Origin of the sequence: Carnobacterium mobile DSM 4848 (assembly GCF_000744825.1) — a bacterium.
Taxonomy (GTDB): Bacteria; Bacillota; Bacilli; order Lactobacillales; family Carnobacteriaceae; genus Carnobacterium_A; species Carnobacterium_A mobile.
Map to the genome: position 1 here is coordinate 1 of NZ_JQMR01000005.1, position 5,728 is coordinate 5,728.

7 protein-coding genes and 1 pseudogene are annotated in these 5,728 nt (G+C 33.3%); 2 read left to right on the forward strand and 6 right to left on the reverse strand.

Going from position 1 to position 5,728, the window contains the following annotated elements:
- From BR87_RS12315 to BR87_RS12340, 5 genes and pseudogenes are all read right to left on the reverse strand, one after another.
- On the reverse strand, window positions 1-358 hold a 358-nt coding region (locus BR87_RS12315), incomplete at its 3' end, for a MerR family transcriptional regulator (protein ID WP_156959150.1).
- Between the two features lie 51 nt (window positions 359-409).
- Complete coding sequence (locus BR87_RS12320) at window positions 410-1,309, reverse strand: replication initiation protein (protein WP_051929931.1); 900 nt, start codon at window positions 1,307-1,309, stop codon at window positions 410-412.
- A 728-nt stretch (window positions 1,310-2,037) separates the two neighbouring features.
- Window positions 2,038-2,232, reverse strand: a pseudogene (locus BR87_RS12325) (plasmid mobilization relaxosome protein MobC); the annotation flags it as partial.
- 446 nt (window positions 2,233-2,678) lie between these two features.
- Window positions 2,679-2,993, reverse strand: coding sequence for a helix-turn-helix domain-containing protein (locus tag BR87_RS12335; protein WP_035033536.1), 315 nt, complete (start codon window positions 2,991-2,993; stop codon window positions 2,679-2,681).
- Window position 2,994: 1 nt separating this feature from the next.
- Entirely contained in the window at window positions 2,995-3,387 is a 393-nt protein-coding gene (locus tag BR87_RS12340) for a type II toxin-antitoxin system RelE/ParE family toxin (protein WP_035033537.1), read from the reverse strand.
- A 214-nt stretch (window positions 3,388-3,601) separates the two neighbouring features.
- On the opposite strand from BR87_RS12340, the gene BR87_RS12345 reads away from it, so the two are divergent.
- Entirely contained in the window at window positions 3,602-4,063 is a 462-nt protein-coding gene (locus BR87_RS12345; protein ID WP_084683648.1) for an NUDIX hydrolase, read from the forward strand.
- 83 nt (window positions 4,064-4,146) lie between these two features.
- On the opposite strand, the gene BR87_RS12350 is transcribed toward BR87_RS12345, so the two are convergent.
- Window positions 4,147-4,566 (reverse strand): hypothetical protein, encoded by a 420-nt coding sequence (locus tag BR87_RS12350; RefSeq protein WP_035033542.1) that lies wholly within the window; start codon window positions 4,564-4,566, stop codon window positions 4,147-4,149.
- A gap of 253 nt (window positions 4,567-4,819) precedes the next feature.
- Here BR87_RS12350 and BR87_RS12355 point away from each other — a divergent pair, with 253 nt between their 5' ends.
- Complete coding sequence (locus tag BR87_RS12355; RefSeq protein WP_035033544.1) at window positions 4,820-5,392, forward strand: helix-turn-helix domain-containing protein; 573 nt, start codon at window positions 4,820-4,822, stop codon at window positions 5,390-5,392.
- Window positions 5,393-5,728 lie beyond the last annotated feature (336 nt).

Here is a 5,728-nt window from a genome sequence, read left to right on the forward strand (position 1 = left end):
CAGCATTGAGCTGAGCTTGCTTTGTTATTTGTTCTGATTGTGTTTCAATCATGCGATATAACGCGTCCGTCACGGTGGGTGTTGTATCATTATAACGGTCAGAGTTTAAAACCTTTTGTGTAGCTGATTCAAGCGTTATTCCCAAGGTCTCTTTTAACTCTAACATGCGTGACAAAACCGCAACATCTTCTTTTGTAAACAACCGGTTATTTCTTTCGTCTCGTTTAAAATAAAGGCCATTTTCTGCTGCTTTATCAAATAATAGTGCATATTTGCGTAGTGTTGCGCTTTCGATACCTAGCTGTTTACAAACTTCTTTAGGAACAACATATTCTATAACCTCTTCAATATTTTTCATATTCGATCCGCCTTAGGAATAATTTTTTCTTAAGCTATATTACTTTATTTATTACATATTTCTGATTTGTGCTAAACGCTCTCGAAATTCTGCTTGTTCTTTTTCTGAAAGTTGCTTATCAGGTTTGTTTTTTTGTCCTTCTTTTGCCCAATCTGGGAGTCTTTCTTTACGAACTGTTTGTTTTCCTTTCTTTTTCGGAATTTGTTTATCTAAATCGAAGGGAATAAAGTTCCCGCTATTATCAAAAGTTCCTTTAAGAGCTTCCTTTTTGAAATAAAATTTAATTGCTACAACTCTGTTACCTTGACCTTTTTTTACTTTTTCGTACTTCAAGTCATGGAAAAAGTTATTCTTTTTTAATTCTTTTGTTGCTGCATCTAAGACACGGACAGTGAACTGATCTAATCGATAGGATACTGGGACATCAAGTAAATCTCTTAATTCATTTAATTCATATTGTTTAAAACCTACGCTACGCCATTGTTTTAAAAGTCTATATAATGCTTTTGAGTATCGACTTTCAAGCTGTGTTAGCTGACTTAATTCTAAAATAGTAAAACCGCCTACAATTTCATTAAAGAGGAATTCAAATCGTGAATTTACTGCAACAGTTAAAACTTCTTGGTCTAAATCAATTTCAAATGTGGGAAACAAAACAAAGTCAACTATCTTATTTTCATTTTCTAATGTGAAACTAAGTGATAAAAGCTTTCTATTCGTTTTTCTTAAATCATTAATGAACCTCGCTTTATCAGCAGATCTGTAATCACTTAAGTCCTTAAGCTTTTCAAATGATATCGTAATGTCTTGTGCACCCTTCGATTTTACTTGGCTACATAAAGTATAAAAAAGGTCTATTTCAACGGAATTAAATCCCTTCAAAGCAACTAAGTTCATTTGGTTATTGTAAATTACACTCTCTTTACCCAAAGCAATCTCTCCTTTTTTCATACGAATACGTCTACTATATACAGTTATTACCCACACGTAAAGTACCATGTGGGTAATAACCTTCCAATATGTGGGTAATAACCTTCCAATATGTGGGTAATAACCTTCCAATATGTGGGTAATAACCTTCCAATATGTGGGTGAAAGAATCTGTAACCCCTTGGGAGAGTAAGGAGGAAAACGCCCTTAAAGTCTTTATTAAAGTTTTAATTAAAGTATATATAAAGGTACAACACAATAAAAAACAACAAAAAAGCAAAAAAAGAAGCCTTGCTTCCGCAAGCCAAGCGATATAAAAAGATCAATAAAATAAAAGAAAAACTTGCTTCGCAAGTTAAAAGCATATTAAAAGATCAAAAGAAGTCGCTACGCTCCGTTTGCAATAAAAAGAGAGGGAAACATAAGTCTTTTTATTAGAACCGCTTAGAAGGTTACTTTTGCTAAGATTCAAACAAGTAAAGAGCTCACTTCGTTCGTGCAGGGCAAGCCCTACATACCCAAGAACAATAAAAAAATACATAAGAGGTGGTTATCCTTCAATAGACCTCTTAAAGTGAAAAAAAGACGCATTAGACTGTTTTAAACTAAACGAACAGCTATTTCCCTTAATGTCATGAAAAAACGCTTAGAGACGATTTTTAAGCGTTTTAGCTGCCCCTCTTTTTGACTAGTCGTTTCTAAGGACGTTAGACATCCTATGTAAGCCAGTAAAAGACACCTGCTCTGTTTACTTTTGGTGTCACGAGCTTAGCCCCTTGTGCCTGAATTTTGTCAAAAGCCGGCACACTCATTTGCAAACTTTCAGCGGAGCGCTTCAACTTTTCAAATTCGGGTTCGCTCACTCGAAAGCTGATTTGTTTCGGCTCTTTGCGCTTCGGGTTTCTCTCAGCTGAAGTGTCCTCAAAAATCTCTCGTTCGCTCAACGTCCCACCCCCTGTTTTTCTTCACTGTTGCTCAGAAAGAATAAGAGAGACAAAACGCTTCCGGTTGTTGTCTCTCTTATTCTTTAAGGGGGTTTGGCAAGCTCTATGTTTGCTAGCCACTTCGTGGCGCAAACGATCTTGTTGGGGGACGCGCTGCTCCCCCAATCCCCCTGGTAAACCCCGGTCAAAACGTAGCCGTTTTGAGCCAAAAAAGAGACGGGAAATGTGTCCATTTCGGTCTCTTTTTTGGCAAGATCAAGCCGTTTTTTTTCGTCGTTGGTGTCGAAAAAAATGCCCATTTATTCGCTATTTTTTTTCGGAAATGGGTCCGAAAAAAGGCAGGCTCACTAAACAAAAAAAGATAGAAAACCACTTTAAAAAAAGTGATTTTCTATCTTTCATAATAAGTTATTCTGATCTGTTTATATATATTACTGCCAGGATTATTATCCTTTAGCAGAAGCATACTCGATTTCTTCAACCATTTCAGGCTTTTGTTCGATTAATTGTAATAATCTTCTAGCACTGCCGTTTGGATGTGATTTTCCAGTTTCCCAAGCTTCAACCGTTCTAACCGATACTCCTAAAAGATCAGAAAAAACTTTTTGTGTCATTTGTGTTTTATCACGGACTATTTTGATATCTGACGGATTGTATGCGGGTAGATTATTTAACGTATATTTTTTTACGGTCACCTTGTTTGGTTTATTATTAGCGAACTGCATTAATTCATTCATGCTATCTCTTAGTGTATCACGCATATTAATTAGCCCCTTTTTTAGTTATTTTTTTAAAGTCAGTGATAAATTGTTTGATTTCTTTTTTATCTTTATCGGTCAAAGACTCTTTTGCGCTTTTAGGATAGACATCTAAAAAGGCATACGTATTTTCTAACGCAATAAAATAGATGATTCGATAAGAACCGCTTTTACCTTTTTGGGAAGATTCAGGACTAAATCTTAATTTGATTGCACCGCCCGTTTTTTGAATCGTGTCCCCTAGATAAGGTTTTCCAATATGATTTTCTTGTTGGTTAAAATGGGATAAAAGACTTTCCATTTCTTCTTTATCTGATGATGTTAAGCCACATTTTCTCCATGCTTTATCAAACGCAGGTGGATATAAAAAAGTTAAATTTTCTTCTTTACTAGTCATAGGTTCTCCTTGTTCGAAACTACTATTTTATCGTACCTTTGTTTTTATTATATACGATAAAATAGTAGTTTTCAATAGTGAGTGGTTAAAACTATTCTAAATACACGAAATTGCTTAGAATCGTGTATCTGTTTAAATGATGTGTTTTCTAGTATTTACCTCTACATAAAATCTGGTAGTATAAGATTAATTAAGTAGGAAGAGGTTAGAAGTGATGGATTATATTCAATGGATTAGAAGTTATGTGGGGCATAGGGAAATAATATTAAATTTTTCAGGTGGTATAGTTACCAATGAAAAAAATGAAGTACTGTTGCAATTAAGAACTGATAAGCAGTTATGGGGGTTACCTGGTGGAGCGGTTGAAAAAGGAGAAAGTGTAGAGCAAGCAGCTAAAAGAGAAGTAATAGAAGAAACTGGCTTACAAGTTGAAGTTGTTTCTCTTTTAGGTATTTATTCAGCATATTTTGATACTTATCCTAACGGAGATAAGGCTCAGACTATCACAACGATGTTCACCTTCAAAGTAATTAAAGGAGAACTAGTTGTTGGTGACACAAAAGAGACTTTAAACTTGAAATTCTTTTCTCAAGAGAACCTTCCAGAAATTGCCAATCAGCAACATAAAGATGCTATACAAGATTTCTTTTCTAATAAAAGAGGGATTTACAGATGATTTTCCAACACACTATTTGACATAAAGTCGTGTATATAGGATGTTGTTGAATCAAGGTTACTATTAAGTTTATTTTATGTATCTTAAGGAGCAAAACCATAATATAATAAGCTAAATACAAGTTGTCCTAATACTAATAGTCCAACTAGTGCAACGATGTAAAAAGAGATAAAGACTATTTTTAACCCGAGATATTGATCTTGCTGGACTATTTTCTTGATGCCATACCACGCAAAAAGAAGCAGAAGAGGAACAAGCAAGATAAAGTATGAAACATCAACGAATTGACTAAACTCCATAAATCGTTGGAATCCTTCACCTGCAGAGGTCATCAAAAAAATTATTTTATCAAGCCAGAGATAAAGAAATGAGAAATTCAAAAGACACGAGAAAATAGTAATTCCGTAGGTGATATACTTATTTTCATGTCTAACTAAGAAATAAGTTACTCCTATATAAACTAGAGCTAGCATCATAGGGTAGAATGGTTGGTAGGCAAACAATAGAGACACTTCCTTTTCGTTTTTTCATACATGAAATTAGATAGAAATATATATCTTGAACCTTATTCGAATAAGGTTATTTTTTAGTATAAAATACAACATAAGTTCCTTGAATAAGTAATACTAGTGGTTTTCAAGTACGTATTTATTGTTTGTAAAAACATTTTGACACTCGAAATTTCCTGATTATAAAGACATTTGATAGTATATTTCTTCCACTTAAATTATCCTATTGTTAGAAGGAGCAGATAATATGAATCTAAGTAAACAAATAAAAAAATATAGAGCTACATTGGCACTCTCTCAAGAAGAATTATCGGAAAAACTATTTGTCTCACGACAAACCATTTCAAACTGGGAAAATGGACATAGTTATCCTGATATTCATAACTTATTATTACTTAGCGCTCTTTTTGATGTTTCTTTAGATGAGTTAGTAAAAGGAGATGTAGAAACAATGAAAGATTGGGTATCTCATTCAGAAATGGACAAATATACTAAGGTAATGATTGTTTTTATTGTGTTGGCTATGTTATCAATTGGTCCTTCTTTATTACTACCGGGTTATTGGTTTTTTCTTCCCCCATTTATTCTATGGTTAGTAGGAATGTATGGAGCGATAAAAGTTGAGAAAATCAAAAAATCGGAAGATGTCCAAACATATAAAGAAATCATAGCTTTCATGGAAAATAAAGACATTGAAGCTGTAAGAAAAAAAAGAAACAAACGAAAGGATAAGCAAGATAAAAGATTAATAGTACTTGTTTTTTGTTTAGTAGCAGGAATTATTGCTTTATTATCTATATGGTTATTCACTATTGTTTAAGCTCTATTGTTTAAGCTCTATTGTTTCGTTGTAAAATTACATTAGTTTATTAGTCCAGATACATGAAATTCTATAGAATCATGTATCGAGAACCTTGTTAAATTAGGGTTCTTTTTCTTTATACTCGTTCAACACATGATTTTACTTTAAATATCGCTATAATCGACTATTCTTATTTATTAAATAGACGACTGAAGAACCCTTTTTTTATGCTTGGATCACTAGTATCAATATATTTAATTTTCGTTTCACTGTCTATAGGTCGATTTAATTTATCGGATAATTGTTTATTACTTTCCGTTAGAGAATAGACTGCATCTAAAAGTTTATCCATTT